Annotated in this window: 23 protein-coding genes; 18 read left to right on the top strand and 5 right to left on the bottom strand. The window is 36.9% G+C overall.

The window, feature by feature from the left end; genetic code table 11:
- Positions 1-48: 48 nt before the first annotated feature.
- Positions 49-606 (bottom strand): SPOR domain-containing protein, encoded by a 558-nt coding sequence (locus CHRYMOREF3P_RS14790; protein WP_047380203.1) that lies wholly within the window; start codon positions 604-606, stop codon positions 49-51.
- A 184-nt stretch (positions 607-790) separates the two neighbouring features.
- Between CHRYMOREF3P_RS14790 and CHRYMOREF3P_RS14785 the strand changes: the two genes are divergently transcribed.
- The 13 genes from CHRYMOREF3P_RS14785 (at position 791) to CHRYMOREF3P_RS14725 (ending at position 16,902) form a co-directional block, all read left to right on the top strand.
- Positions 791-2,149, top strand: a complete 1,359-nt coding sequence (locus CHRYMOREF3P_RS14785) for a c-type cytochrome (protein ID WP_047380202.1) — start codon at positions 791-793, stop codon at positions 2,147-2,149.
- Positions 2,150-2,172: 23 nt separating this feature from the next.
- Positions 2,173-5,232, top strand: a complete 3,060-nt coding sequence (locus CHRYMOREF3P_RS14780) for a TAT-variant-translocated molybdopterin oxidoreductase (protein WP_180564931.1) — start codon at positions 2,173-2,175, stop codon at positions 5,230-5,232.
- 25 nt (positions 5,233-5,257) lie between these two features.
- A complete protein-coding gene (nrfD, locus tag CHRYMOREF3P_RS14775; protein ID WP_077413369.1) occupies positions 5,258-6,655 on the top strand; it encodes an NrfD/PsrC family molybdoenzyme membrane anchor subunit in 1,398 nt (465 codons plus the stop codon).
- Entirely contained in the window at positions 6,642-7,163 is a 522-nt protein-coding gene (locus CHRYMOREF3P_RS14770; protein WP_047376185.1) for a DUF3341 domain-containing protein, read from the top strand. The genes nrfD and CHRYMOREF3P_RS14770 overlap by 14 nt, the downstream gene beginning before the upstream one ends.
- Position 7,164: 1 nt before the next feature.
- Positions 7,165-7,854: a c-type cytochrome gene (locus tag CHRYMOREF3P_RS14765; RefSeq protein WP_077413368.1), complete on the top strand. Its 690-nt coding sequence runs from the start codon at positions 7,165-7,167 to the stop codon at positions 7,852-7,854.
- A gap of 8 nt (positions 7,855-7,862) precedes the next feature.
- On the top strand, positions 7,863-9,194 hold the full coding sequence (locus CHRYMOREF3P_RS14760) for a hypothetical protein (RefSeq protein ID WP_047380198.1): 1,332 nt from the start codon (positions 7,863-7,865) through the stop codon (positions 9,192-9,194).
- Positions 9,195-9,355: 161 nt separating this feature from the next.
- A complete protein-coding gene (locus CHRYMOREF3P_RS14755) occupies positions 9,356-10,372 on the top strand; it encodes a hypothetical protein (protein WP_077413367.1) in 1,017 nt (338 codons plus the stop codon).
- A 164-nt stretch (positions 10,373-10,536) separates the two neighbouring features.
- Positions 10,537-11,736 carry a hypothetical protein gene (locus tag CHRYMOREF3P_RS14750; protein WP_077413366.1) on the top strand — a complete coding sequence of 400 codons (1,200 nt, stop codon included), beginning with the start codon at positions 10,537-10,539 and terminating at the stop codon, positions 11,734-11,736.
- Positions 11,737-11,739: 3 nt separating this feature from the next.
- The gene (locus tag CHRYMOREF3P_RS14745; protein WP_180564930.1) at positions 11,740-12,276 is read left to right on the top strand and encodes an adenine phosphoribosyltransferase; all 537 of its coding nucleotides are present in this window, start codon (positions 11,740-11,742) and stop codon (positions 12,274-12,276) included.
- 222 nt (positions 12,277-12,498) lie between these two features.
- A complete protein-coding gene (locus CHRYMOREF3P_RS14740) occupies positions 12,499-13,206 on the top strand; it encodes a tetratricopeptide repeat protein (protein ID WP_077413364.1) in 708 nt (235 codons plus the stop codon).
- 3 nt (positions 13,207-13,209) lie between these two features.
- Positions 13,210-13,728 carry a 6,7-dimethyl-8-ribityllumazine synthase gene (gene ribH, locus CHRYMOREF3P_RS14735; RefSeq protein ID WP_034734563.1) on the top strand — a complete coding sequence of 173 codons (519 nt, stop codon included), beginning with the start codon at positions 13,210-13,212 and terminating at the stop codon, positions 13,726-13,728.
- Between the two features lie 165 nt (positions 13,729-13,893).
- Complete coding sequence (locus CHRYMOREF3P_RS14730) at positions 13,894-15,972, top strand: alkaline phosphatase family protein (RefSeq protein ID WP_180565789.1); 2,079 nt, start codon at positions 13,894-13,896, stop codon at positions 15,970-15,972.
- 66 nt (positions 15,973-16,038) lie between these two features.
- Entirely contained in the window at positions 16,039-16,902 is an 864-nt protein-coding gene (locus CHRYMOREF3P_RS14725; protein ID WP_077413362.1) for a neutral zinc metallopeptidase, read from the top strand.
- A gap of 65 nt (positions 16,903-16,967) precedes the next feature.
- Here the strand turns inward: CHRYMOREF3P_RS14725 and CHRYMOREF3P_RS14720 are convergent, their stop codons facing one another.
- Together CHRYMOREF3P_RS14720 and CHRYMOREF3P_RS14715 are read right to left on the bottom strand one after the other, a co-directional pair.
- The gene (locus CHRYMOREF3P_RS14720) at positions 16,968-17,828 is read right to left on the bottom strand and encodes a GLPGLI family protein (protein WP_077413361.1); all 861 of its coding nucleotides are present in this window, start codon (positions 17,826-17,828) and stop codon (positions 16,968-16,970) included.
- An 11-nt stretch (positions 17,829-17,839) separates the two neighbouring features.
- On the bottom strand, positions 17,840-18,781 hold the full coding sequence (locus tag CHRYMOREF3P_RS14715; protein ID WP_180564929.1) for a GLPGLI family protein: 942 nt from the start codon (positions 18,779-18,781) through the stop codon (positions 17,840-17,842).
- A 214-nt stretch (positions 18,782-18,995) separates the two neighbouring features.
- Here CHRYMOREF3P_RS14715 and CHRYMOREF3P_RS14710 point away from each other — a divergent pair, with 214 nt between their 5' ends.
- The 5 genes from CHRYMOREF3P_RS14710 (at position 18,996) to sufD (ending at position 23,604) form a co-directional block, all read left to right on the top strand.
- Entirely contained in the window at positions 18,996-19,325 is a 330-nt protein-coding gene (locus CHRYMOREF3P_RS14710) for a HesB/IscA family protein (protein WP_027372006.1), read from the top strand.
- Between the two features lie 83 nt (positions 19,326-19,408).
- Complete coding sequence (sufB, locus tag CHRYMOREF3P_RS14705; protein WP_077413359.1) at positions 19,409-20,857, top strand: Fe-S cluster assembly protein SufB; 1,449 nt, start codon at positions 19,409-19,411, stop codon at positions 20,855-20,857.
- Between the two features lie 6 nt (positions 20,858-20,863).
- Complete coding sequence (locus tag CHRYMOREF3P_RS14700) at positions 20,864-21,370, top strand: GNAT family N-acetyltransferase (protein WP_077413358.1); 507 nt, start codon at positions 20,864-20,866, stop codon at positions 21,368-21,370.
- Positions 21,371-21,388: 18 nt separating this feature from the next.
- Positions 21,389-22,132, top strand: coding sequence for a Fe-S cluster assembly ATPase SufC (sufC, locus tag CHRYMOREF3P_RS14695; RefSeq protein ID WP_077413357.1), 744 nt, complete (start codon positions 21,389-21,391; stop codon positions 22,130-22,132).
- A gap of 164 nt (positions 22,133-22,296) precedes the next feature.
- A complete protein-coding gene (gene sufD, locus CHRYMOREF3P_RS14690; RefSeq protein WP_077413671.1) occupies positions 22,297-23,604 on the top strand; it encodes a Fe-S cluster assembly protein SufD in 1,308 nt (435 codons plus the stop codon).
- A gap of 76 nt (positions 23,605-23,680) precedes the next feature.
- Here sufD and CHRYMOREF3P_RS14685 read toward each other — a convergent pair whose 3' ends face one another.
- Together CHRYMOREF3P_RS14685 and CHRYMOREF3P_RS14680 are read right to left on the bottom strand one after the other, a co-directional pair.
- A complete protein-coding gene (locus CHRYMOREF3P_RS14685; RefSeq protein WP_077413356.1) occupies positions 23,681-24,604 on the bottom strand; it encodes a DUF3078 domain-containing protein in 924 nt (307 codons plus the stop codon).
- 227 nt (positions 24,605-24,831) lie between these two features.
- Positions 24,832-25,758 carry a DUF3078 domain-containing protein gene (locus tag CHRYMOREF3P_RS14680; protein WP_077413355.1) on the bottom strand — a complete coding sequence of 309 codons (927 nt, stop codon included), beginning with the start codon at positions 25,756-25,758 and terminating at the stop codon, positions 24,832-24,834.
- Between the last annotated feature and the right edge of the window lie 198 nt (positions 25,759-25,956).

The following is a 25,956-nucleotide window of genomic DNA, read 5'->3' as shown; positions in this document are numbered from 1 at the left end:
GAGAAAATTTCTCAGCTTTTTTGTTTTTATGTTGAAATGAATTCAATTCTATTTTGCTTCCGCACAGAAAATTCTGTACTGTACAGCTACCGCAGATTTAAAATATTCTCTGATTCTTGAAAGATCACCAGCCGCACTTTGTTTTGTGAAATAACTTCCTGCCAAAATCTTGTAGTTAGGTCTTAAAGAAGCATCCGTTTCCACTTTAAGGTTAGGGAATCTTTTTCTGAAATAAGACTTTACTTCATTGGCTTCTTCGTTACTTTTCACAGTAGTAATCTGAATTTTAAAACCTAAAATTCTAGGATTTTTCTTACAAATTTCAGCATTCGTAAGTTCTCTGCTCGGCACAAAGATTTTGGGAGGTTTTGTATTGATCCCTGTAGAAACTCCAATATCATTGGAACCGGAATCTTTAGGATAATTTGCGGGAGTAACTTTAGCACATTTTCCTTCAATTCCTTCCAAAGCTGCATTTATTTTGGAATCCATTGTCATAACAAGTTCCGTACCCGAAAGGGTATCTTTTTTAACAACTTGCTGGGCTTCAATATTATAAAAACCAAATAGTGATAATATCGAAAATATTTTAATCAAATTTTTCATTTAAACTTGTTTTCGCAAATTTATACAAATTAAAAAACTATACCAAACAGGTTATTTAGAATCAATACAAATTAAACGTAAATGATATTTTCCCTTTTAGATATACCGTTAAATTCCTGTTAAAAATATTATTTTTGCCGAATTGATTGAATGTTCAATAATTTACTAACATAAGATAATTTAAATGATTAGTTGGAGAAAGCATTATAAAAAAACGTTGATCGCAATAGGCTTATTGCTATCAACCAGTGCTTCATTTTACGGGCAAGACGGCGATCCTAAAAACGGAGAGAAACTTTTCAAAGCGAATTGTACTGCATGTCACGCGCTGGACAAACAAGTTGTTGGACCACCATTAAAGGGGGTTGTAGAACGAGTAAAGACAGAAGGTGGTGTAGACAAAGATTGGCTTCACAAGTGGATCAAAGACAACAAAGCTCTGAGAGCTTCTGGGGATAAATACGCCAATGAGATTTTTGAAAAGTTTAATAAGACTGAAATGCAGGTCTTTCCAAATCTTACAGATAAGGATATTGACGACATTTTAGCTTTCACGACTAATCCTCCTGCTCCGGAAGAGAAAAAGCCGGAAGCAACTCCTGCAACTGACGCCGCTGCGGCAGCACCTGCAGACAAAACTACTACAAACGTTGTTATCATTTCACTTTTAGCGATCGCAGGTTTACTGGTTTGGATCTTAGTAAAACTAAGACAATTGGTAAAACTGGGTCAATCTGAAGATTTAGCTGGGCTTAACGAAACAAGAGTTCGTTCTTTCAGTGAAATGTATGAGAAGTTCCACTACATTGGTAAAGGTTTATTAGCAATTCTTGCTATTTTAGCTGCTTATGGAGTATGGAACTGGTTGATGTGGATTGGGGTTTACAAAGGTTACAAACCTGAGCAGCCTATCTACTTCTCTCACAAAATTCACGCTGGAGAACAAAAAATTGACTGTCAGCTATGTCACTCTAGTGCTAAATACGGAAAAGTATCTGAAATTCCTTCTATGAACGTTTGTATGAACTGTCACAGAACAATTTCCGAATATAACGCAGATCACTACATGGAGCCAGGAAAAGATAAGGCATTCTATGACGGAGAAATCCAGAAGATCTACGCGGCAACAGGTTGGGATCCTGCAAAACAACAGTACACAGGAAAAACACAACCGGTTGAATGGACAAGAATCCACAACATGCCAGACTTCGTTTACTTCAACCACTCACAGCACGTAATTGCTGGAGAACAAGCAATCATCAATTCTTTCAACAAAAAGAATCCTAACAACAAAATTGATGTTGTATGTAAAGCTTGTCACGGTAAAATTGATACAATGAATGTTGTTCAAATGGCTAACGACTTTACTATGGGATGGTGTATCGAGTGCCACAGAACGACTGAAGTTGATATGAACAACGGTTATAATAAAGAGTACTTCAAAAATCTACATGACAAGTTGAAAAAACAATATCCACAAGATGGAGGTAAGATCACTGTAGATGCAATTGGAGGTCTTGAGTGTGGTAAATGTCATTATTAATAACTAAAAAATTAGAAGTATAAATGGCTTCAAACAAAATACAATTCAGAAGTATTCATGAACTTAAAGACCCAGCTTTAAATGGTAAGCTGGCTCTTAAAGAGTTTCAGGAAGAAATTCCGGTAGAAGATTTCCTTGGAGATGCTGAGAAAAACGGATCAAGTACTTCAAGAAGAGATTTCCTTAAATTGCTAGGATTCTCTACAGCAGCAGTTACTTTAGCTGCCTGCGAAGCTCCGGTAATCAAAACGATTCCTTATGTGGTAAAGCCGCATGATATTATTCCGGGAGTCCCTAATTATTACGCTTCAACATATTTTGACGGTTTCGACTTTGCTAGTGTTTTAGTAAAAACCCGTGAAGGTAGACCCATCAAAATTGAACCAAACCCGGCTGGTGGCGATTTAGGTAAAACTAACGCAAGAGCTCAGGCAAGTGTACTTTCTCTTTATGATAATGATAAAGTAAAGCAGCCTAAACTAGACGGTAAAGACGAAACTTTCGATAAAGTAGACAGCTTCGTTATTAAAGGTTTAGAAGAAGCTAAAGCGTCTGGCAAAAAGATTGTGGTTTTATCACACTCTTTTGCTTCACCAACTTTCAAAAAGTTATTCGCTGAATTCAAAGCTAAATATCCTACAGCTGAATTAGTAACTTATGATGCTTTCCCTTACTCTGCAGGATTAGATGCAGCTCAGGAAGTATTCGGACAAAGAGCATTGCCTGTTTATGACCTTAAAGGTTCTGAATTGGTAGTTGCTTTCCAGGCTGATTTCTTAGGAGACTATAACGCTTCAAGCTTAGAAACTTCTTATGCAGCAGCTAGAAAACCGGGAGCAAGCATGTTGAGACACATCCAGGTGGAATCTAACCTGTCATTAACTGGTGCTAATGCTGACTCAAGATACAGATTAAAACCAAGTGCTGTAAACAAAACATTAGTTGAAGTTTACAATGCAATCGTAGGTGCTGGTACTTCTGATAAGACTGCAACTGAAATTGCTAACGAATTGAAAGCAAAAGGAAGCAAAGCTGTTGTTTTTGCTGACGGTTCTAAAGGAGCACAGGTTTTAGCACACTTAATCAACCAGAAATTAGGTTCAGTAGCTTTCACAGGTAAAGCAAACTTACTGAAAGAATTTAACGGTGCAAGATACCAGGAATTCCTTGGATGGGTAAACGGTGGACAAGTTGGTGTATTAGTTACAAACAACGTAGACCCTATCTACTCTCATCCAAAAGGAGAAGATTTCAAAAAATCTTTATCAAAAGTTCCTTACGTAGTTGCAGTAGCAGATAAGAAAAATGAAATGTACAAAGCAGCGAAAGCTGTAATTCCTGTAGCTAACTGGCTAGAGTCTTGGGGAGATATCGAACCACAGACAGGAGTATATTCATTGATGCAGCCTACCATCCAGAAAATCTACAAATCAAGACAGATTGAAGAGTCTCTATTGGTTTGGAAGAATGGTAAAAACAATGCCGCAAACAATTACTACGATTATTTAAAAGCAAGCTCAGCTTCACTTTTAGGTAGTACTTCTTTCAACAAAGCATTGTACAACGGTATCAACGCTTCTACAAACACAGCAACTTTATCTTATGCAGGTGGAAACGCTGCACAGGCTGTTGCTGAACTAGGAAACTTTAAAGCTTCTGAATTAGAATTAGTATTATACACTAAGACTTCAATGGGAGATGGTACTCAGTCGAACAACCCTTGGTTGCAAGAATTACCTGACCCAATTACAAGAATGTCTTGGGATAACTACCTTACAATTTCTCCTAAAGACGCAGAGAAGTTTGCAATTGACAACGATCTTAATGCAAGAATGCAGTTAGATGGTTCTATTGTAAACCTTACTGTAAACGGAGTTAAAATAGAAAACGTTCCTGTATTTGTACAGCCAGGACAAGCTGAAGGATCTGTAGGTCTTGCACTTGGTTATGGTAAGAAAAACTCAGGAGCAACTGCAGATACAGGGGTAAACGCTTATCCTTTATTTGATGGTTCTAACCTTGCTCTTTCAGGTGTTAAAATAGAGAAGACAGGAGAAGACCACGAATTTGCAGGTATCCAGCTTCAAAATACATTAATGGGTCGTTATGAAATCGCTAAGGAAGTTCCTTTAGCTGAATTCATTAACGTTGCTTTTGATGATGAACACAAGGGATGGAATAAGCCTTTGGAATACCACACGATCAGTGGAGCACTTCCAGCGAGAAAAATCGACCTTTGGGATGCTTTCGATGATACGGATGGACCTCACTTCAACTTATCTATCGACTTGAACTCTTGTACTGGTTGTGGAGCATGTATTATTGCTTGTCAGGCAGAGAACAACGTTCCTGTAGTAGGAAAAGAAGAAGTAAGAATGTCAAGAGATATGTACTGGTTAAGAATTGACCGTTACTATTCATCAAGACAAAAGGTAGAAGTATACGAAGGATTGAAAGAAGGAATGGCTGTACCAGAATTGTATGGTACTGCGTTCGGAGACGGAGGAGCATTAAACCACCCTGCAGACAACCCGGATGTAATCTTCCAACCTGTAATGTGTCAGCACTGTAACCACGCTCCATGTGAAACTGTATGTCCAGTAGCGGCTACTTCACACGGTAAGCAAGGTCAAAACCATATGGCTTACAACAGATGTATCGGTACAAGATATTGTGCAAACAACTGTCCGTACAAAGTAAGACGTTTCAACTGGTTTACTTATAACCTAAATGACAAGTTCGATTTCAACATGAACAACGATTTAGGAAGAATGGTACTTAACCCGGATGTAGTTGTAAGAACTAGAGGGGTAATGGAGAAATGTTCAATGTGTATCCAAATGACTCAGAATACTATTCTTGAGGCTAAGAAAGAGGGAAGAAAAGTGAAGGATGGAGAATTCCAGACTGCTTGTTCTAAAGCTTGTTCTACCGGAGCAATGACATTTGGAGACATGAATGATAAAGATTCTGCAATTAGAGAGCAATATGCATCTAACAGAAGATATTATTTACTAGAGGAGATCGGCACAAAACCAAACGTGTTCTATCATACTAAAGTAAGAAACAGAGTAGAAAATTAAAGTTTAAATAATAAATAGGTAAAAAATGTCAGGACATTACGAAGCTCCGATAAGGGAACCTCTAATTATTGGTCACAAAACTTATCACGATATTACAGAAGATATCGCACGACCTATCGAAGAAAGAGCAGGTAAATTATGGTGGATCTCATTATATGCTGCACTAGTTCTATTCCTCTATGGATTCGGCTGTATCGCTTACACTATCGGGACAGGTATTGGAGCATGGGGGCTTAACAGAACTATTAACTGGGGTTGGGATATTACCAACTTCGTATGGTGGGTAGGTATCGGTCACGCCGGGACCCTAATCTCCGCAGTATTATTATTATTTAGACAGAGATGGAGAATGTCTGTAAACAGATCTGCAGAGGCGATGACGATCTTTGCGGTTGTACAGGCAGCAATCTTCCCTGTAATCCACATGGGTAGAGTTTGGGTTGGATACTGGGTATTCCCTTTACCAAACCAATTCGGTTCTCTTTGGGGGAACTTCAACTCTCCTCTACTTTGGGACGTATTTGCGATCTCGACGTATTTCTCAGTATCAACTGTATTCTGGTTCATGGGACTAATCCCTGACTTTGCAATGATTAGAGATAGAGCTAAAACCCCTTGGACTAAGAAAATTTATACATTCCTAGCATTCGGTTGGGGTGGTAAAGCAAAACACTGGCAAAGATTCGAAGAACTTTCTTTGGTTCTTGCAGGTTTGGCAACTCCACTTGTATTCTCAGTACACACTACCGTATCTTTTGACTTCGCAACTTCAGTTATTAAAGGATGGCACTCAACAATCTACCCTCCTTATTTCGTAGCTGGTGCGATTTTCTCAGGATTTGCAATGGTACAAACACTATTGTTAATTGCAAGAAAAGTTTGTCACTTAGAAGACTATATTACAATGTATCATATCGAAATTATGAACATCGTAATCGTTCTTACAGGTGGTATGGTAACTGTAGCTTATGCTACTGAATATTTCATCGGATGGTACTCAGGATCTAGATTTGAAGATTTTACATATCTTTCTCCAGGTGCTGCTGTAGGACCTTACTGGTGGGCATTCTGGTCATTGATCATCTGTAACCTTGTGATTCCTGCTTCTTTCTGGTTCAAAAGAGCGAGAACGAACATTATCTGGACATTCATTGTTGCATTAATCATCAACATCGGTATGTGGTTTGAGCGTTTTGATATCATCGTTATCAACCTTTCAAGAGACTACTTACCAGGATCATGGACAATGTTTAAGCCAACGATCATTGATGTGGGTGTATATTTAGGAACTATCGGATTCTTCTCTGTTTTGTTCTTATTATACGCAAGAACATTCCCTGTAATTGCACAGGCTGAATTAAAATCGATTCTGAAAATTTCAGGTGAAACTTATAAAGCAAAAGAAGGAGATGAGCACCACTAAAATTGTATACGGACTTTATGCTGACGACGACGATTTAATGAACGGCGTTAAGGCATTCAACGATAAAGGAATCGCTATAAACGAAGTGTATACTCCGTTTCCGGTTCACGGACTAGACAAGGCTTTAGGGTTAAAGAAAACCAGAATTTCTGATGCCGCATTCTTATATGCTCTTTACGGTGTTACTATCGGTGCTACTGTAACTTGGTATGTGATGAATCATGACTGGCCACAGAATATCGGTGGTAAACCAGCTTTTGACTGGGCACACAACATGCCGGCATTCGTAGTTCCAATGTTTGAATTAATGGTATTCTGTGCTGCTCACATGATGTCTTTAACTTTCTTGGTTAGAAACAAAATGTATCCAGGAGCTCCTGCTCAGAACCCAGACCCGAGAACTACTGATGATAAATTCATGATGGAATTTGTAACTGAAGATGTAGAATCTGTAAAACAGTTGCTTATTGAAACTGGAGTTGAAGAAATAACTGTTAAAGACGCTTAAAATGAAAAAGAATGTATTAAAAATTACAGCGGTTTTAGGTTTAACAACGGTTTTACTTAACTCTTGTGGACCAAAGGACAATACTCCGCTGGTATATTTCCCGGATATGTATTTTCCGGTAGCTTATGATCCATTGATGAAAGCACAGGATGCTTATTCAGATCATGAAAATGAAATTCCTGCTTTTGTTAAAAATAGTGGTGCAACAGGTCTTGCTCCAGTAGAAGGATCTGTTTCTCAAAATAAAGATGGCGTTTTTGAAGAAAGCTTACTACCTAAAAATGTTGACGAGTACAACGCTGGGTATGATGCTTCTAAAAAACTTACAGTATCTCCTCTAAATCCAGCTAATGCAGCAAAGGATATTGAAAGAGGAAAAATCTTGTTTGATCACACTTGTGCGGCATGTCACGGAACAGGAGGTGATGGACAAGGACCTATCGTACAAAGTGGGGCATTCTCTGGAGTACCCAACTATGCAGACAGAGAAATTACTGTAGGATCTGTTCATTATGTATTAACAAACGGTAGAAATGCCATGGGATCTTATGCGGGACAACTGAACGCAGGAGACAGATGGAGAGTAGCATTGTATGTGATGAGTGCTTTCAAAAAAGGAGCAGCAGCACCGGCAGCAGCTACAGCGGCGGCAGCAGCAACAACTGAAACGACTACCGAAACTAAAAAATAAGAAAAGAAATGTATAGTTTTTCACCAAAATTAAAATCAACTTCTATAATACTTCTTGTTGTAGGTTTAGTTCTTTTCGGTATTGGTTTCTTTATGAACAAAGGAATTTCTACTGAGAAAATAGAACAAATGATGGAAGCTGTTCATGCTTCTGGTCATGATGCTCCTACACACTCAAGTGAAATGGTTGGGCCACAGGATCACGCAGCTCATTTAGAGCATGCTGAGCTTCAGGTTCACAACCAGCCATTAGCATCGCTGCACTTTGTAGCAGTCTTTTTCTTTGGAGTAAGTTGCGCTGTACTGTTCTTCTACTGTATTCAGCACGCAGCTCACGCAGGATGGCCAATTATCATCACAAGAGTAATGGAGGCTATTGCTTCTTATATTCCTTACGGTGGTGCAATCCTGATTATCCTGATGATCTTAAACATCACTCATAATGGTCATTTATTCCATTGGATGGACCCTGAATTGACAAATCCAGAGTCTGCTCATTTTGACGTGATCCTATTTGAAAAGAAAAGATTCTTAAATATTCCTTTCTATGCAATCAGAACGTTCATCTATGTACTAGGTGCCTCTTTCTTCGCTTGGAAACTGAAAGCTCAGTCTAAAAAAGTAGATGAGACTAAATCTAAAGTTGAGTATCAATTCCTTTACAGATGGGCGGTAGGTTATATCGTATTCTTCGGATTTGCTTCTGCAGCTTGGGCTTGGGACTGGTTGATGTCTATTGACCCTCACTGGTATTCTACAATGTATATCTGGTATTCAATGGTTAGCTGCCTTTCAAGTGGTATTGCTGTAATCATCTTATTAAGTGTTTATCTTAAGAAAAATGGTTTCTTACCACAGTTCAATGACAACCACTTACACGATTTAGGAGTTTTCCTTTTCGCTACAAGTATGCTTTGGACATATACATGGTTCGCTCAGTTCATGCTTTACTGGTATGCAAACGTTCCGGAAGAGGTTAACTATTTCTTCGGTAGATTCCAGCACTATGGTACAACGTTTTTACCAATGCTGATTGTAAACTTCTTATTACCACTATTGGTATTAGTAAGCAGCAGCATCAAGAGAAACTACAAAGTAGTTACCACAATGGCAGTAGTAGTTATCTTAGGACACCTTTTAGATTACTTCAACATGGTAATGCCGGGAACGGTAGGACCATACTGGAACACTCCTGAAGTATTCTTGTTAATCCTGGGAGCAGTTCTATTCGTAGCTGGATTATTTATGTTTACTGTTCTTTCAGCTTTATCTAAACTGAAGTTGATTCCTACAGGAAACCCATTCTTACACGAATCCGAAATTTATGAGTATCCTTTCTAAGGACTTGTAACAAAATAAAATTATAAAAGACTGATTGTTTAACGATCAGTCTTTTTTTATGCAGTGACGTCAATAAGAATTTTCAGGCAACCATTTTCTGTTTTTCTCGTCTCTATATAGAAGTCTGTTTTTACTATTAACACCAAAAACAAAATACTGCAATGAAAAAAATTCACTTTGTTTACCTTCTGTTCATTTTGATCTCCGTATTCACAAATGCACAGGTCATTACATTTGTTTCTGAAAAAAATAATAATCCTCTTCCCAGAGTTTCCGTATTTGGCAAAGACGGAAGCATACTCGCCTACTCTGATATTGATGGTAAGATTGACAAGCAATCGCTGTCACCTGCCCAAGAAAAGTTTCAGCTGGTTTATAATAATTTTCTGGTTGCCACCCTATCCTATTCCGATTTTGATCAGCCAGTCATTAAAATCAATGACCAGGTGAAAGAAATTGAAACAGTTGTTATTAAAAATAATAAGCCTGCCAAATACATTTTCATCAAAGGAAATTTTAATGCTTATGTAACGGTGAACAATAAACTGAATAGTTATGCAGACGGAATTGTAACCTACATTTTTGATAATAAATCCAAAAAACTGAAAAGTACCAATGTAGAACAATACAGAATTTTCAGGCTGGCAGAATCTAAAAATGAGAAAAAAGAAACTTCAAAATGGGATTATAGCAATTCTCTGGAACTACCCAAACTTAAAAATGTTGGAAACCCGGAAGAATATAAAACAAAAAGAAATACCGTTAAAGAGTTGAAGGGTGAACATAAAGATCAAATAGAGATTACTGGTGCAGCCCTTCAGGATAAAGAATTTTCATTCTTTGGATATAGATTTTACGATATAAAAACAATTTTAAACATGTCTTTTGAAAAAGGATCTGAAAAAACCCTGAAAGATTTCCTGGAATATAATGAACTTGTTTTTGTAAAATTGAAACATAAAAGTGAACCCAATTACAATCAGATAACACTTTATACTAATTTTTATCCAACAGAACTTAATTTCAGCAATGACAATGATATTGATAAAGTGAAGTTTGATAAAGACAACAGTAATTACAAGACATCCTATTGGCAGGATTCGTCATTTCCTAATATGCAGACTATTTTCAGCAGTTTTTTCAAAGGTGATTTAAAAGAACAAACCAATAAAAAATAATGAAAACTCTGTTCCGGAGTACTAAATATCTCAATTGAATTCTAAAATTAAAAGAACAGCATCCATTTCCGGAAAAAAATAATAAATAAGCAAAAAACATAAAGTAAAAAATAAAATCCAGTATTAATAAAGGTTTTATTAAATTTGCAACAAACCAAATAAAAATGAAAAAGTTTTCTTTTCTACTTGTTTTCAGTCTGTTGCTTTTTACAGCATGTAAGAAAGATCATGTAGATGCTACGAATACTAAAACACTGCAGTCAAGTATCAATGATATGACTTCCAGTTTACCTACCATTAAACAGATTAAGTTTAATGAGGCTCTTTATATCCTTAAAACATTTGGCGTAGAAGCTGATGGTGATATAAACGAGCTAAAAGCCCTTGGAAAACTGATCAATGGAAAAAAAGTTCCTGAAATTATGTCCCTTGCAGACGAAGTTGCGCAGAAAAACGGAATAGAATGGGCCAGTACTGCCCCGCCATCACTCGGAGAAATGAACATCTTCGGAGATGATAAAGCCAAAGAAAGCGATCCTAATGACGTAAAAGCAGGATCATTAAGCCTTATTACAAGACCTACAGGCGATGACGGTTCCGGAGCTCCTACTGCCATTCAAATTGTACCAAGACTTGTAGATGCAGCAGGAAACCCGGTATCTTTCACAGGAGCAGGTCTGGAAGCAACCCTTGAAGTATTCAGTAACGGAGTAAGACTTGCTACCGCTAAAAACCTGATGCAGGATAATAACTTTAAAGGATTCAACTTGAAGTTCTCTTCTATTCCGGCAGCAAAAGTGGTAGATAACAAAATCGACATCACAGTTTCTGTAAAAACAACTGCGAAAACTTTCAAAATGTCAAAAATCGGTCTTGATGTGAATGCAGCAGCTCTGAAAGTTCCTGCCATTCCTAAAACTGATACAACAGCTGTACCGGAACAACCAAGCGCAGTTATTGATCCAAACAATCCAACAGCAACTACTGGAACCCCTACAGATCCTGCTACTGCTACTCCAACGGCACCAGCTACGCCAAAACAGCCGACTGCTGATCCTAAAAATACAGTAAGCAAATTTTTGAACAGCGTAAGTTCACAGAACTTAAAAGCGGCTTACGATACATCGAGCAATCCAAACTGGGGAAGCTATGAATCTTTCTCTAATCCTAATTCAGGTTTTGGAGCTGTGAAAAATGTAAGCGTAAAGAATATTACAACAAGTGGTACTACAGCCAACAGTGCAAGCGTAAATGCTACCTATGATGTAACAGATAAAAGCGGTAAGACAACTTCATTGAAAGTAACTTTCGGGCTTAAAAATGTAAACGGTGACTGGAAAATTTCTAGCTATAAAATCAATTAATAAATGGCTTCAGCAGAACTGATCAAAAAACTAGAAGAAACAATTGAAAATATTCCTGATTTTCCGATTCCGGGAATACAGTTTAAGGATATTTCACCCATTTTTTTAGATCCGAAACTTTACGAAGATGTGATTGCAGATCTTGCAGCCTTCAGTAAAGGAAAAGTAGATGCAGTCTGCGGAATCGAAAGCCGTGGTTATTTGTTTGGAATCGCTATTGCCGTAGCATTGGAAGTTCCTTTCATTCTGATCAGAAAAGCAGGAAAACTACCCCCTCCCGTCATTTCAGAAAAATATGATCTGGAATATGGAAGCGCTATTATTGAAACCCGTGAAGGACAAATAAAGCCAGGACAAAGAATTTTGATTCATGATGATCTTTTAGCAACCGGAGGAACTACTGAAGCAGCAGCTAAATTGGTAGAAAAACAGGGCGCAACTGTTTCCCAATTCAGTTTCCTTATTGGCTTAAAAGATTTGAATGGTGATGAAAAATTGAAAAAATTTGGTGCAGAAGTGTATCATGTTTTAGGATATTAAGATTGATCCTAACAAGATAAAGATATATGCTTCGACTCCGCTCAGCATGACAACGCTAATAAGGCTGTACAATTAGTACTATTAGAAGTGTCACGCTGAGCGGAGTCGAAGCGTTTTTATAAGAATTTACATTATTTGTTTAAATAAAATCAACAATATAAACAAAGTATTTTGTAAATCTCTCAGAAACAATTAAATTTGCATTTCAATTTTTAAAAACTTATGGCAAAATTGGGAAAGAGTGCTCAGAACGAGCAAGAAGGTAAAGAAACGGTTGAGTTCTTTAAAGACCTTGACAGAGAAGCTTTAAACACTGAAAGATTTGTTGAAAAATATTCAAAACCTCTAGGTTTTGTATTTGGAGCATTAATTTTAGCAGTGTTAGGATTCTTCGCTTACAAGCAATTTATAGTTGCTCCAAAGAACGCTGAAGCTGTGAAAAGTTTCCTTTCTGCTCAAAAAAGTCTTACTGAAGGTAAGGATAAAGATGCTTTGGGTGGAAAATCTGCAGCTAACCCAGGTTTTGTAGGTACATATAACGAATATTCTTCTACTAAAATCGGTAAACTTTCATCTTATAATGCAGGTTTATTGAAGTTCAAAGAAGGAAAATTCCAGGAAGCTTATGATCTTTTAGACCAGTTTTCATCTGACAACAAAACTTTAGTAGCAATGAAATTCGGAGCTATGGCAGATGCAAAATCAGGTCTTAACAAAAACGATGAAGCTTTAGCTTTATTAGACAAAGCAGCAACCGCTTCTGATGATCCGTATACAACATACTATTTCACAAGAAAAGCAGGTATCGTTGCTTTAGGATTAAAGAAAAATGCAGAAGCTAAAAAATACTTCTCTGCAATTGATGAGAAATATCAGGACTACGACAACGGAATGTCTGATTCTTATATTGAAATGACTAAATATTACTAAAAAATGGCAACAGTTAATCTTTCCGATTACAAGCCACTTCATATAACTAATGCCGAAGATTTTTCTATCGGCATTGTTTTTTCTGAGTGGAATGATTTTGTAACGTACAATCTTCGTGATGCAGCCTTGGAAATTCTTGAAAAAGAAGGGGTAAAACCTGAAAACATCAAACTTTTCCCTGTTCCGGGAGCCTTTGAACTCAACTATGCAAGCATGCAGCTTTGCAAAGAAAGAAAATATGATGCAGTAATTTCTATCGGGTGTGTGATCCGTGGGGAAACACCTCATTTTGACTACGTGTGTTCTGCAGTAGCACAGGGAATCAAAGACTGTAACATTATGACTGACACCCCTACTATTTTCTGCGTATTGACAGATGATACCAAAGAGCAGTCTATCGCAAGAAGCGGTGGTGATCTTGGAAACAAAGGGGTAGAAGCAGCCGTTACCGCTTTAAGAATGATTGATTTCAAAAAGAAATTATCTGACAAAAAAGGAAATATCGGTTTCGGACACTCTTAACCGCAGATTGCCTTAACAATATATTGGGACTATTTTTTAATAGTCCTTTTTTATTGGGTATTTTAAATCACAAATCTTACTAATAAACAGGATGTTTTTGTTTTTTTCTATCAAAAGTTCTATACAAAAACTATCTTTGTGAAAACTAATAAAGACAGTAAATACATGTTTTTAAGAAAAATAAAACCGTTCCTATATTTAGGAGTTTTCTATCTTATTATTTCATTGATAATAAGAACAGTATTCTTTTTTCACCCTATTACCACAGCTAGCTTTGGGTTTTTCGAGGTCGTAAAAGTCTTGTTAATAGGCATGGTGAATGATATTTTTGTATTCGTTCTTGCCAGTTCTGTTCTCGCGCTTTATTTTCTCTTCCTTTCCAATTCAAAATATAAAAAACCTTACGGCTACATTATTTTGGGAGCACTGGTCTTATTCTTCCTTTATATATGGCTTGTTCCTAACAATATTTTCAAGCAATATGGAGGTTCTATCATGGAGGTAGCACTTGTTTTTGTTGGAATAAAAACCTTTTTCTTCGGATTGATGCTTTTCCTTCCGACCCAAAGAATAAAGATTCGTAACACTCTATATTTCATTACATTATTATTATATGTTCTTCTGATTATTTTCAATGGAGTAAGTGAATACTTCTTTTACAATGAATTCGGAGTTCGGTATAACTTTATTGCAGTAGATTATCTGATATATACCAATGAAGTTATTGGAAATATCATGGAAAGCTATCCTGTCGTTCCATTATTTTCAGGGATAATGATCGTTACACTTACCATCACATGGTTCATTTATAAGAAAACAAAAGATGAGCTGCTGGAGCTTCCGGATTTTAAACAAAAAATGGTTCTTCTGGGGAGTTTCATGGTACTTTGCGCCCTTAGTGCACTGGCGATTCCTTCTCTGATTCAAATGAGGTCAGACAATGTTTTTGCAGACGAAATTGAGGCCAACGGACTTCCAAAGTTCTACTGGGCTTTTACTCATAATGAGCTGGATTACTTCCAGTTTTATTCACAGATCAATCAACAGCAGGCCGAAAAGAATTTTCTAAGTCAGTATCCACAGCAGACATTATCAAGAAATATTGTTGCTGAGCAGCCTGAAATGAAGAAAAACGTTGTATTGATTTCTATTGAAAGTCTTTCCGCAGATTTCATGGAACATTACGGCAACACACAAAAAATTACTCCTTTCCTTGACAGCCTTGCAGAGAAGTCATTGATGTTTACCAATCTTTATGCTACCGGAAACAGAACAGTACGCGGTCTGGAAGCTTTAACATTGTGTATTCCACCGACAGCGGGAGAAAGTATCATCAAAAGAGATGATAATAAAAACAAATTTACAACCGGGAATGTATTCAAATCTAAAGGCTATGACGTTAAGTTTTTATATGGCGGATACAGCTATTTTGATAATATGCAGGATTTCTTTAGTGGAAATGGCTACGGAATTATAGACCGAAATAATTTTAAACCTGAAGAAATCACTTTTGCCAATGTTTGGGGAGTTGCTGATGAAGATATGGCAAAAAAAGCGATTCAGGTGATGAATACTGAAGCAAAATCAGGGAAACCATTTTTCAATCACTGGATGACGGTTTCCAATCACAGACCTTTTACTTATCCTGACGGAAGAATAGACATTCCGGGAACAGCAAAATCCCGTGAAGGCGGTGTAAAATATACCGACTACTCTCTTAAATTATTCTTTGATATGGCTAAGAAACAAGACTGGTATAAAAACACTGTTTTTGTTATCATTGCAGACCACTGTGCATCGAGTGCCGGGAAAACGGAACTTCCGATGGATAAATACAGAATTCCTGCGATGATCTTTTCAGAAGGGTTTGTTCAGCCTCAAAAGTTTGATGGATTAATGTCTCAGATAGACGTAATGCCAACCGTTTTGGGACTTTTGAATTTCAGTTATCAGTCTAAATTTCTGGGACAGGATGTCTTCAAAAAAGAATTCCAACCTAAAGCTTATGTTGCAACATATCAGGATCTTGGATTTATAAAAGACGGGCGTCTTACCATTATTTCTCCGGTAAAAAAGGTAAAACAATATTCTTTGGAATTGGAAAAAAGCGATCTGGCCCCAGCTTTTAAGCTGTATTACGACGAAAAATTATTAAAAGATCCAGACCAAAAACTGGTAGATGATGCCGTATCAGCATATCAATCTACCTCCTACTGGCTAAAAACGAAACAACTTAACAGATAAATATCTAAATATTTTTAGCATAAAGTTTGGCGTAAAATATTTAAATTAACGAATAAATTTATTACTATGAAATGGACAGACGACAGAGGCGGAAACGTTGATGACCGCCGTGGTTCCGGAGGAGGAAATGGTGGTATGATTGTAGGCGGAGGGCTCGGAACTTTAATTATAGCAGCCATTGTATTCTTTTTGGGAGGTGATCCATCCGGTATTTTGAATTCCGGCAGTATGCAGTCTTCCGGAAATTCCAGTGAACAAAGAGAGCTTACAACCGGGGAAAAACAAATTGGGGAAATGGTCAAAATGATGGATGCATGGAATAGCCAGACCTGGAATCAGATTTTCACTGAAAACGGAATGACCTATACCGATCCGGGTATTGTTCTTTTCGAAAATACAACTTCTTCAGCATGTGGTACAGCTCAATCTGCCATGGGACCATTTTATTGCCCGGCTGATCAGAAAGTATATATGGACATGAGTTTTTTCGGTGAGCTTCAGCAAAAATTCGGAGCTAAAGTAACAGAATTTACGGTAGCTTATGTTCTTGCCCACGAAGTAGGACATCATGTTCAGACACTTTTAGGAACCACACAAAAAGTAGATGCGTTAAGAAGAAGTGGAAGATATTCTGAAGAACAGATGAACAGAGTATCTGTGGCTACAGAATTACAGGCTGATTTCTATGCCGGAGTTTGGGCTAAAAAAACAAATGACAGCAAACATATACTGGAACCTGGAGACATTGAGGCTGCCATAGATGCTGCAGAAGCCGTTGGAGATGACAACATTCAGAAAAGAGGTCAGGGATATGTCAATCAGGAAAGCTTTACTCACGGATCATCTGCACAGCGTAAAGAATGGTTTATGAAAGGCTACAACACCGGAGATATCAGACAAGGAGATACTTTCAACCAATTATTAAAATAATTTATCAGAATTATTCAGACTATACAAAATAAAAAAGCGGCCTTACTTTAAGGCCGCTTTTTTATTTATTGCAATTCTATAGGATTAGAATTTTTCTTAGCTTCTTCTTTTACCCTTTCTTCCATTCTTTTTCTCATATCGGCAGGATTCTGATTTCCACCACCGCCTCCAGGACCTCTTCCACCACCAGCTCTCACTGTTGTCGAAAATCCGCCTGAACCTCCACCCTGGCTCATGAATGACATAGGATCAGTTTTAAATTTCTGCTGTTGTTTTAAATAATCTGATCTTTTTACTTTCAAAGTATTTCCAAACTGATTCAAAGTAGGAAATTCCGTGATTTTGTAGTTTTTCATTAAATCAAAAGAATAATCTCCTTTATCATCTTCTACTTTTACAATCAACCCCGGAAGTCCTCCAAACTTGTAAGGTCCATCCTGATAAGGAAGATCTGTTGTAAACCATGCTGTCCATTTTCTGCCTCCAAAATCAGTTTCGGCCTTCTGAACTTTATATTCACCTATTTTTCTTGTTTCTGATTCAATTTTCCAATTTAGTGGTCTGTCTTCTTCATACGAATAGAGATCACGGCCAATTCTGTCTTTAAAATACGTCTTTTGATTTGTTTTATCTTTTTCTATGGAATAATTGATATTAGTTCTCAAGCCCTCCATCTGATCTCTGTTAATACTTCCTCTTCCACCACCGCCCTGAAATGCTTTTTGCATGATGGAATCTCTTTTAATCCTGTTTTCCGAATAAAACACAGACTTTTCCGGAGAAATATCCAGGTAAGCATTTTCTGTCTTAATATCCGTTTTATTTTCGGCATCAGGCTTCATAGTCACCTGATACACAAACCTGTTTGTCTGTGCAGAAACATTCTGTATAAAGAGTGCCAATGCAATAATACCTAATTTTTTCATTTATATTTTCTTTATTTTAATTCAATTGGGTTCTGGGCTGTGCCCGTAAAGGAAGGAACATCTACCGATGAGCCTTGTGACATAGAGGGACTCTGGTTTTCACCACCCATTCCACCTCTATGCATCCCGCCACCGCCACCGTGGCCGCCGCCTTTCATTCCTCCTCCATTCATACCACCGCCGTGCCTTCCGCCGCCAAAATTCATATTTCCGCCACCGTTATTTCCCGCCATAGTATTTCTGTTTTTACCAAATTCAAGTTCCAGAGCCGCTTTATCACCATGGAAATTAACTCTTGTACTTTGCTTGGCATCAGCATTTATCTGTTCTTCAAAAGCATTTTTAACGATAATCTTTTTAACAAGATCAAATTTATAGTCTCCTTTGTCATCTTCCAGTTTTACAATCAGTCCTGGCAATCCTGAGAACTTATAAGGTCCGTCCGACAAAGGAATATCTTTTGTGAACCATCCTGTCCAGACTCTTCCTCCAAATTCTGCAACTGCTTTTTGGGCTGAATATCCATTTTGTTTTTCAACAACATTGGTCACTTCCCATTTTACAGGTCTGTCTTCCTGATAATAAATTTGTTTTCCAGCTGCCTTTTCATAATAATACACTTTTTGGTCGGGAATACTCTTTGTAATAAAATATTCAAAAAAAGTAGGTTCAAAATGTTTTCTTCCTTCCTGTTTTGAAAAATCTTTTTCCTCTTTTTTATTTTCCTTCATTTCTGATCTCAGAGCAGTAAAAAGAGAGTCTCTTATCAATTTATTTTCACTGATAAATAAGGATCGTCCTTCCTTAATATCCAGAAAAGTTCTTTCACTTTTCATACTTACCAGATTTATAGAATCTGGATTTACCAGCGTTTCATAAACATATCTGGTGGTCTGTCCATAAGACAGTGCGGTGAAAAACAATACAAAAAAAACTATTATTTTTTGTCCCATTACCAATTTTATTTATAGATAGAAAATATGATTCAAGGTTAAAATCAGAAACAGAATCTTCCGTATCACGATAAGAAATTTATCTAATTTTAACATAAATCATGCTTTTCAAAATCGCTATTAATATAAGAATCATTAAAATAGATATCTTCGATTTGAGATTGCGGAAATTAGTTCGTATTTTTGCATCATTAAATCATTCTAAATAAATACAATGATAAAAGTATCAGACTATGCAAAGGAGAAAGCTATCCAGTTGATGACTGAAGATGGCTTTAACCCTGCTGAAGATTATATAAGAGTAGGGGTGAAAAGCGGCGGATGCTCTGGTTTAGAGTATGTTTTAAAGTTTGATAACCAAAAAACAGACACAGATCAGATTTTTGAAGATAATAACATCAAAATTATTATAGATAAAAAATCCATCCTTTATTTGGCAGGAACAACTCTTGAGTATTCAGGAGGATTGAACGGAAAAGGGTTTGTTTTTAACAACCCGAATGCATCCAGAACATGTGGATGTGGAGAATCATTTAGTCTTTAGAGAAAAGACATTAGATACTAGATAACAGATATCAGAGCCATTCTGAATGCTGAAATCTACCATCTGAAATCTAAAAAATAATAATGAGTAAATATACAGAAGACGATTTAAGGGTCGATCTAGAAAATAAAAAATATGAATTCGGTTGGGAAACGAAGATTGATTATGAAGATTTCCCGATCGGTTTAAATGAGGATATCATCCGTGCGATCTCTGCTAAAAAAGAAGAGCCGGAATGGATGACTGAATGGCGACTGGAATCTTTCAAAATCTGGTTGAAAATGGTAGAGCCTAACTGGGCGAATATCAAGTATGAGAAACCGGATTTTCAAGCAATCCGTTACTATGCTGCACCTAAAGTAAAGCCGGAACTGGCAAGTCTTGACGAAGTAGATCCTGAATTATTAGCAACTTTTGCAAAATTAGGGATCAATATCGAAGAGCAAAAAAGACTTTCAGGAGTTGCCGTAGATATCGTAATGGACTCAATTTCTGTGAAAACTACTTTCCAGGATACATTGGCAGAGAAAGGAATTATTTTCTGTTCAATCTCTGAGGCCATTAAAAACCACCCTGACTTAGTAAGAAAACATCTTGGAAAAGTAGTTCCGAGAGGAGATAATTTCTACGCAGCATTGAATTCCGCAGTTTTCTCTGACGGAAGTTTCTGTTATATTCCCAAAGGCGTAAAATGCCCAATGGAGCTTTCCACTTATTTCCGTATCAACCAGGCAGGAACAGGACAGTTTGAAAGAACACTTCTTATAGCTGATGAGGGAAGTTACGTTTCTTATCTTGAAGGGTGTACAGCACCATCAAGAGATGAAAACCAGCTTCACGCTGCGGTAGTGGAACTGATCGCTTTGGACGGAGCGGAGATCAAATATTCTACAGTTCAGAACTGGTATCCCGGTAATGAAGAAGGTAAAGGAGGGGTATTCAACTTTGTAACGAAGAGAGGACTTTGCGAAAGAAATGCAAAAATCTCCTGGACTCAGGTAGAAACAGGTTCAGCAGTAACATGGAAATATCCTTCTTGTATTCTGAAAGGAGATAATTCTATTGGAGAGTTCTACTCTATTGCGGTAACCAACAACCACCAGTATGCAGATACAGGAACGAAAATGATCCACATTGGAAAGAATACCAGATCAACGATTATTTCCAAGGGTATTTCTGCAGGAAAATCTCAAAACTCATACAGAGGACAGGTGAAAGTAATGCCTTCAGCAAAAGGAGCAAGAAACTTTTCTCAATGTGACTCTTTATTGATGGGTAATGAATGTGGAGCTCACACTTTCCCATATATTGAAATCAAAGATCCTACTGCACAGTTAGAGCACGAGGCAACGACTTCAAAAATCGGGGAAGATCAGATTTTCTACTGTAACCAAAGAGGTATTGATACGGAAAGAGCAATTGCTTTGATCGTGAATGGTTTCAGTAAAGAAGTTTTGAACAAGCTTCCAATGGAATTTGCTATTGAAGCACAGAAATTACTTGAAATTTCATTAGAAGGTTCAGTAGGATAAGAAAATATGATAGCTACAGAAAGATTAATTTTAAGAAAACCTACAAAAGAAGATTTTGAAAGATTCTTTGAAATTAATCATGATCCTCAAACCAATATTCATAATCCAGGCGGACCAATGAGTTTTGAAAAAGCAGAAAGCACATTTACAAGAATGCTTGATCATTGGGAAAAGTACAGTTTTGGAGGCTGGGTGATTGTTGAAAAGGATGATCCAGAAAATATAATAGGTTTTGGAGGATTGAGCTATAAACTCTACGGAGAAGAAGAAAAATTGAATTTAGGCTATCGTTTTGCTTCCGAGGCATGGGGGAAAGGATACGCCACAGAATTCACAAAGAAAGCTATAGATTTTGGGTTAAACGAAGACAGTAAAGAAGAAATATTCGCCATTGTCCGTCCCAGTAATATAGCTTCTGTTAAAGTATTGGAAAAGGCAGGTATGATACAAATCGGGACACTGAATGATGTCCCTGGTCAACCTGAAAGTTTAGTATATAGAATTCAAAAATAATTTGTTTAAGCAAATAAAATGTTAGAAATTAAAAACCTTCACGCCAAAATTGAAGATGGCGCAGAAATATTAAAAGGTATTAATCTTGAAATAAAGCCAGGCGAAGTTCACGCTATCATGGGGCCGAACGGAGCTGGGAAATCTACCCTTTCTTCTGTAATCGCTGGTAAAGAAGATTACGAAGTGACTGGTGGAGAAATTCTTTTCCAGGGAGAAGATATCGTTGAAGATGCTCCTGAAGATAGAGCTCACAAAGGAATTTTCCTTTCTTTCCAGTATCCAGTGGAAATTCCGGGAGTTTCTGTGACAAACTTTATCAAAGCTGCTTTGAACGAAACAAGAAAAGCAAACGGATTGGAAGAAATGCCGGCAAAAGAAATGCTTGCATTAATCCGTGAAAAATCCGAAAAACTGGGTATCAAGAAAGATTTCCTTTCAAGATCATTAAACGAGGGATTCTCAGGAGGTGAAAAGAAAAGAAATGAGATCTTCCAGATGATGATGCTTAATCCTAAACTGGCTATTCTTGATGAAACTGATTCCGGATTGGATATTGATGCTTTGAGAATCGTTGCAGATGGGGTAAATCACTTTAAAAATGAAGGAAATGCAGTTCTTCTGATTACGCACTATCAGAGATTGCTTAATTATATTCAACCTGACTTCGTTCATGTTTTAGCAGATGGAAAAATCATCAAGACCGGTGACAAATCTTTAGCATTAGAACTTGAAGCAAAAGGTTACGACTGGCTTCTTAACTAAGAAGAAAATATATTATTTCAGAGATTATAATTTTCGCAGTTATTCATAAACCCTGTAAAAATAAGAATCTCTACTATTAAAAATTGGGTTCCCTATTCCTCGGAATAACAATATTTTAGTTAATAAAAAAAGAAAAAATGGTGCAAACCACAGATATACCAGTAATGGCATTAAAAGAACAAATTATAGAGAACCATAATGAATTTTTGGAGAGTCTTCGTCACAGATTTCTGGATGACAGTAGAAAAGCAGCTCTTCAGAGGTTTCAAAATGTTGGTTTTCCGACAAAAAAAGACGAAGAATATAAATATACCAATCTAAAGGAAATCACGGAAAAAAGCTACAACTTCTTCCCGAAGGAGAGCCACAATATCACCAAAGAGCAGTTTGATGAACTGCACCTTGGAGAAGAAAACTTTGATTGGATTGTTTTTGTAAATGGTAAACTTCACAAGGAACTTTCAAAAGTTTCTATTGAAAATGTAGAATTCCTTTCATTCAACTATGCATTGAATGATGAGAAGCATAAAGAGGTTTTTGAAAAATACTTCAACACTATTGCTTCTAAAGATCAAGCTTTTACAAACTTAAATCTTGCTTACTGCAAATACGGTTTCTTTTTGAAAGTTCCTAAAAATGTAGTGATTGAAAAACCAATCCACGTTTTTTATATTTCTCAGAATCAGGAAGAGAATACGTTCTACAATACAAGAAACCTTTTGATTGTAGAAGAAGGAGCCAAAGTAGAAGTAATTGAAAGCCATCATAATTTTGACAGCGCCTATGTATTGACAAACTCTGTAACGGAAATCTTTACATATCCCAATGCAAAAGCTGACTGGCACAAGCTTCAGAATGACAACAACACAACCTATCTTATCGACAGTACGTTCGCAAGACAGGAAAAAGACAGCTTAACCACTGTAAACACGTTCTCTTTCGGAGGTAAACTGGTAAGAAACAACCTTGATTTTATTCATAATGGATCAAACATCAATTCATTCATGAACGGAATCACAATCATCGGGAAAGATCAGTTGGTAGACCACCACACGGCAGTTCACCATAACTTCCCGAACTGTGAAAGCTATCAGAACTATAAAGGAATCTTCGATGGCAATGCCCACGGAGTTTTCAACGGAAAAGTTTTTGTAGATAAAATTGCTCAGAAAACAAACGCTTATCAGCAAAACAATAACGTGTTGCTAAGTGAAGGAGCAAGCATTGATACAAAACCTCAGTTGGAGATCTTTGCAGATGACGTAAAATGTTCTCACGGATGTACGGTAGGTCAGCTGAATAAAGATGCTTTATTCTACCTGAGAGCAAGAGGAATCTCTAAAAAAGAAGCTCAGGCATTACTTTTATATGCTTTCGCAAATGATGCCATGCAAAATATTGATATAGAGCCTCTAAAAGAGAAAATTTCAAAGCTATTGGCAGAGAAACTAGGAGTAGATATAGAATTCTAAGACTTATATATATTGATACGAAAAAGCACTTCTTTTTGAAGTGCTTTTTTTATTTCTTACGGGTATCTTATCTTGTTTATTTCTTTAGCCAGCCTTGGTTATCCTTATTATCTGAACGTTTCTTACCATTATCAAAATTGTAAGCCAAACCTACGCCCAATGTCTGCTTCAGCTGTGTTTTCCAGATCTGGTTATGGTCATACAGCAGATCCAGGGTAATATTGGATGAAATATATTTATTAATCTTCATATTTAAGACCGCTCCATAAGCCAATACCAATCTATCCGGATGATCCAGATAATTTGAAAATACAGACGCTGTATTGGTCAGATTAATATTCTCCATGATTTTGATCTTATAAATGGCAGTACCAAGGAAACCGAACTGGAAAAGTGATGAATCACCATCATTTTTAAGGCCATACGTTCCGGCAGTCTGGAGATCCTTATCTAAAACAAAAGTCCATCTCGCGTTGGCAGGACGTAATGTTACGGTCAAATTATCATTAGGACGATAGGTAACCCCTGCACCCACATTCAGATATCCCGGAGCCATGAAATTGGAAATCTTTTTAGCATCAGGGTTGTTCCCATCTTCATATCCCGGAGCAAACTGAGTCTGAAGGCCGGCTCCTACTGAGAAATACCAGCTTTCAGCAAATTTTCTACCATAGTTTGTAGAAAGATTGATAACATCCTGAGTTTTTCGCACACCTGTTCCCTGGGTATTATTCTGTCCGTAGCCCAGAATAATGATATTTTCCCAAAGATCTTTCCCTTTCTCATAAGTCAGGTTATAATTGACACCAGCAAGCCATCCTACGTTGTTGGCTCCCCCTCCTACCCAGTTTGAAAAGGCAGCCTGGTTAAGCATTAATGTATTTTGTCCTTGAATAGACCAGGCTTTAACAGTGTCTGTTACCGGAGCCTCTGTTTTAGTTTCTTGCGCCAAAGCTATCGCTCCAAAAGAAATGGAACTGATCAATAAAAGTTTTTTCATAATAATGATTTATTACAAATGTATAAATAATAATCTACGTCTAAATAAAATTCACTTTAAAATGAATTTAACATAATTGATTTTTCGCCTGTAATACAATGAAAACAAATCATTTAAACAACACTATATTGCACCCCAAACTTAAGTCAACTTAAAATGACAGTATTTAAAAAACAAAAAACACCTCATTTCTGAAGTGTTTTTATATTAGAATTGATATAGTTATATTATTTTTTAATCCACCATTGACTGTCCTTACGGTCAGAACGTTTCACACCATTATCAATGGTATAAGCGAAGCCGATTCCAAGGGTTTGTTTCAGCTGAGTCTTTTCGATTTGGTTGTGATCATACAGCAAATCAACCGTCACATTGGAGGAAATATATTTGTTTACTTTAAGGTTTAACAGCGCACCGTAAGCGAGAACCAATCTGTCCGGACGGTCAAGGTAATTCGAGAAGACCGAAGCAGTATTCGTTAAATAAATATCTTCCATTATTTTCAGCTTATAAATTGCCGTTCCCAGGAAACCGAACTGCAATAAAGAAGAATCACCATCACTTTTCAAACCATAACTTCCTGCGGTCTGAAGATCTTTATCCAATACAAAAGTCCATCTGGCATTGACAGGACGTAAAGTAACCGTAAGATCGTCATTAGGTCTGTAGGTGATACCCATACCGACATTCACGTAACCTGGTGCCATAAAATTCGATATTTTCTTTGCTTCAGGGTTATTCCCATCTTCATACCCTGCGGCAAACTGGGACTGCAGCCCTACTCCACCAGAGAAATACCAGCTTTTTGAAAACTTCCTCCCGTAATTTGTAGAAACATTAATAACATCCTGAGTCTTTCTTATTCCAAGCCCCTTCGTATCATTTTGTCCATAACCTAGGATAACAATATTCTCCCAAAGATCTTTGTCTTTTTCATAAGTTATGTTATAATTGATACCAGCAAGCCATCCCACGTTATTGGCTCCACCTCCTACCCAGTTTGAAAAGGCTGCCTGATTGATCATTAAAGTGTTTTTTCCTAAAACTGACCAGTATTTTACTGTGTCTACCACAACAGAATCTTTCTTCAATTCTTCTTGTGCACTTGCATAAATCCCCATAAAAAAGGAAAGAATCAATAAAAACTTCTTCATTACTCAAATAATTTTCAATGCAAAAGTATTAATATAATTTTTTTTAAAGGTAAATTCAGCTTTAAAGAATCCTAATTCATAAAGTTTAATACCTAACAATAGCATATCTCTATAAAATCAATGCCAAAATAATAAGTTTAAAAAATAAATTTAACACCTTTTGTCTTAAAATCAAGGAAGTAGAAATTGATTCATCGA

Source organism: Chryseobacterium sp. JV274, from assembly GCF_903969135.1.
In the GTDB taxonomy this organism is placed as follows: domain Bacteria; phylum Bacteroidota; class Bacteroidia; order Flavobacteriales; family Weeksellaceae; genus Chryseobacterium.
Note: the sequence above shows the minus strand (reverse complement) of the source record. Positions and strands in the feature narration are given on the sequence as shown.

Bases quoted from the DNA above. Each gene is read 5' to 3' on its own strand.
- CHRYMOREF3P_RS14770 (WP_047376185.1), top strand. From the start codon at position 6,642: ATGAGCACCACTAAAATTGTATACGGACTTTATGCTGACGACGACGAT.
- sufB (WP_077413359.1), top strand. From the start codon at position 19,409: ATGAGTAAATATACAGAAGACGATTTAAGGGTCGATCTAGAAAATAAA.
- CHRYMOREF3P_RS14755 (WP_077413367.1), top strand. From the start codon at position 9,356: ATGAAAAAAATTCACTTTGTTTACCTTCTGTTCATTTTGATCTCCGTA.
- sufD (WP_077413671.1), top strand. From the start codon at position 22,297: ATGGCATTAAAAGAACAAATTATAGAGAACCATAATGAATTTTTGGAG.
- sufC (WP_077413357.1), top strand. From the start codon at position 21,389: ATGTTAGAAATTAAAAACCTTCACGCCAAAATTGAAGATGGCGCAGAA.
- ribH (WP_034734563.1), top strand. From the start codon at position 13,210: ATGGCAACAGTTAATCTTTCCGATTACAAGCCACTTCATATAACTAAT.
- CHRYMOREF3P_RS14680 (WP_077413355.1), bottom strand. From the start codon at position 25,758: ATGAAGAAGTTTTTATTGATTCTTTCCTTTTTTATGGGGATTTATGCA.
- CHRYMOREF3P_RS14760 (WP_047380198.1), top strand. From the start codon at position 7,863: ATGTATAGTTTTTCACCAAAATTAAAATCAACTTCTATAATACTTCTT.
- CHRYMOREF3P_RS14715 (WP_180564929.1), bottom strand. From the start codon at position 18,781: ATGGGACAAAAAATAATAGTTTTTTTTGTATTGTTTTTCACCGCACTG.
- CHRYMOREF3P_RS14710 (WP_027372006.1), top strand. From the start codon at position 18,996: ATGATAAAAGTATCAGACTATGCAAAGGAGAAAGCTATCCAGTTGATG.
- CHRYMOREF3P_RS14750 (WP_077413366.1), top strand. From the start codon at position 10,537: ATGAAAAAGTTTTCTTTTCTACTTGTTTTCAGTCTGTTGCTTTTTACA.
- CHRYMOREF3P_RS14765 (WP_077413368.1), top strand. From the start codon at position 7,165: ATGAAAAAGAATGTATTAAAAATTACAGCGGTTTTAGGTTTAACAACG.
- CHRYMOREF3P_RS14785 (WP_047380202.1), top strand. From the start codon at position 791: ATGATTAGTTGGAGAAAGCATTATAAAAAAACGTTGATCGCAATAGGC.
- CHRYMOREF3P_RS14780 (WP_180564931.1), top strand. From the start codon at position 2,173: ATGGCTTCAAACAAAATACAATTCAGAAGTATTCATGAACTTAAAGAC.
- CHRYMOREF3P_RS14730 (WP_180565789.1), top strand. From the start codon at position 13,894: ATGTTTTTAAGAAAAATAAAACCGTTCCTATATTTAGGAGTTTTCTAT.
- nrfD (WP_077413369.1), top strand. From the start codon at position 5,258: ATGTCAGGACATTACGAAGCTCCGATAAGGGAACCTCTAATTATTGGT.
- CHRYMOREF3P_RS14745 (WP_180564930.1), top strand. From the start codon at position 11,740: ATGGCTTCAGCAGAACTGATCAAAAAACTAGAAGAAACAATTGAAAAT.
- CHRYMOREF3P_RS14725 (WP_077413362.1), top strand. From the start codon at position 16,039: ATGAAATGGACAGACGACAGAGGCGGAAACGTTGATGACCGCCGTGGT.
- CHRYMOREF3P_RS14700 (WP_077413358.1), top strand. From the start codon at position 20,864: ATGATAGCTACAGAAAGATTAATTTTAAGAAAACCTACAAAAGAAGAT.
- CHRYMOREF3P_RS14740 (WP_077413364.1), top strand. From the start codon at position 12,499: ATGGCAAAATTGGGAAAGAGTGCTCAGAACGAGCAAGAAGGTAAAGAA.
- CHRYMOREF3P_RS14720 (WP_077413361.1), bottom strand. From the start codon at position 17,828: ATGAAAAAATTAGGTATTATTGCATTGGCACTCTTTATACAGAATGTT.
- CHRYMOREF3P_RS14790 (WP_047380203.1), bottom strand. From the start codon at position 606: ATGAAAAATTTGATTAAAATATTTTCGATATTATCACTATTTGGTTTT.
- CHRYMOREF3P_RS14685 (WP_077413356.1), bottom strand. From the start codon at position 24,604: ATGAAAAAACTTTTATTGATCAGTTCCATTTCTTTTGGAGCGATAGCT.